Consider the following 1,965-nt stretch of genomic DNA (forward strand, 5'->3'; position numbering starts at 1 on the left):
AGTGGAGAAGTCCATCGTCCTGCGCGAGGAGGGTGCCGCCCAGGCGCGATACCGGCTGCTCGACACGATCCGCGAGTACGGGCGGGACTGGCTCGACGCCCTCGGTGAGAAGCACGTCCTGCTCACCCGCCACCGGGACCACTACTTGCGGCTGGCGCGGCGATGCGACGAGGAGTGGTGCGGGCCGGGGCAGCTGGAGTGGCGGGCGCGGCTGACCCGCGAGCACGCGAACCTCCGGGCCGCGCTCGACTTCTGCTGTGCCACTCCGGGCGAGGAACGGGCCGGCCTCGACCTGGCCGGGAACCTCTGGATGCTCTGGGCCGCCTGCGGCCTGGCCAGGGAGGGCCGGCACTACCTCGATCGGGCCCTCGCGCTCGATCGCACCCCCGGACCGGTCCGCGCCAAGGCGGTGTGGGCGTGCGGCGTGGTCGCCACAACGCAGGGCGACTTCGCCGCCGCCGAGACGCTCGCCGCGGAATGCCGCGAACACGCGGCGGAGGGCGACGTCGTCGCCACGGCCCGGGCCGCCCATCTGTGCGGCCTGGCCGCCGTCTACCGGGGCGATCTCGCGCTCGGGGCCTCGCTGAGCCGGGAGTCGGCCGTGCTCTACCGGCGCAGTGACGACTCCGGCATCGGCGCGCTCGTCGTGATGGTGAACCAGGCGATGGCGCTCACGATGATGGGCGACTTCGACGGCGCGGTCGCCGTACTCGACGAGCACCGGGTCGAGTGCGAGAAGCACGGTGAGCTGTGGACCCGCTCGTACAGCGACTATGTGCGCGGCCTCGCCGAGCTCGGCCGGGGCCGGACCGCCTCGGCGATCTCGCATGGCCGTGCGTCACTCGGCGTACGACGCGCGCTGGGTGAGATCGTGGGCATCGCCGCCACGGTCGACCTGCTCGCCGCGGCCGCGGCCGCGGACGGCGAGGCCCACCGTGCCGCCCGGCTGCTCGGCGCCGCCCACCAGGTCTGGCGTGCCATCGGGCTTCCGCAGGTGGGCTCCCCAGAGCTGATCGCCGCGCGGAACCGGTGCGAGCGCGACGCCCGCGGCATGCTCGGTGACGAGGCCTACGACAAGATCTTCGCCGAGGGTCTCGAGCTGGCCTTCGACGACGCTATGACCTACGCCCTCGGCGACGACGAGACGGCCGCCCGCGTGCCCGAGGCGCGGCGGCCCGTACTGACCCCGCGCGAGCGTGAGGTCGCCGAGCTGGTGGCCGACGGCCTGTCCAACCGCAAGATCGCTGAACGGCTGTACGTCGCGAAACGCACCGTTGACGCGCACGTCGAGCACATCTTCACCAAGCTCGGATTCACGTCCCGTACGCAGATCGCCGCCTGGGTGACCGGCCGGCGCACCGGCGCGGAGTGAGCCGGGGCGGCCTTGGGGGAGGCGATGATGAGCCACGCGCGGTCGCCCATGGACACGTTCGGTCTCGTCGGGCGGCGCCGCGAGCTCGCCGAGGTCAGGCGAGTGCTGGCCGCGTCGCGGTTGGTGACGCTGACCGGTGTGGCGGGGGTGGGCAAGTCCCGGCTCGCGCTGGCGGCGATGAGCGGGCTGGGCGGATCGTTCCCGGACGGCCTCTGCCGGGTCGACCTCACCTCGGTACGGGACCCCGCGCTGCTCGGCCATGTGGTGGCGGCGGCGCTCGGGGTGAGGGAGCGGACGGCCCGTCCGCAGACAGACGTACTCGTCGACCGGCTCGCCCACCGGCGGCTGCTGCTCGTCCTCGACACATGTGAGCATCTCGTCGAGGCGTGTGCGGATCTCACCGGGGTCCTGTTGCGCGCGCTACCGGAACTGCGGATCCTCACGGCCAGCCGCCAGCTCCTCGGCGTGGCCGGCGAGCACACCGTGGTCGTGCCGCCGCTGCCCGCCCCCGGGCCCGAATGCGCCGGGGCGGCCGTCGCGGCGTACGACTCCGTGGCCCTGTTCGTGCGGCGGGCCATGGAGGTCGATCGCAC

The 1,965-nt window shown here is 73.5% G+C and carries 1 protein-coding gene and 1 pseudogene; both read left to right on the forward strand.

Features of this window, described 5'->3' with window-relative positions:
- Nucleotides 1-1,372: ATP-binding protein (locus tag HKK74_RS41230; protein ID WP_281398226.1), on the forward strand; the 1,372-nt coding region annotated here is incomplete at its 5' end.
- Nucleotides 1,373-1,399: 27 nt separating this feature from the next.
- A pseudogene (locus HKK74_RS38800) lies at nt 1,400-1,965 on the forward strand (hypothetical protein); the annotation flags it as partial.

This window comes from Actinomadura alba, assembly GCF_014323705.1.
Classification (GTDB): domain Bacteria; phylum Actinomycetota; class Actinomycetes; order Streptosporangiales; family Streptosporangiaceae; genus Actinomadura_C; species Actinomadura_C alba.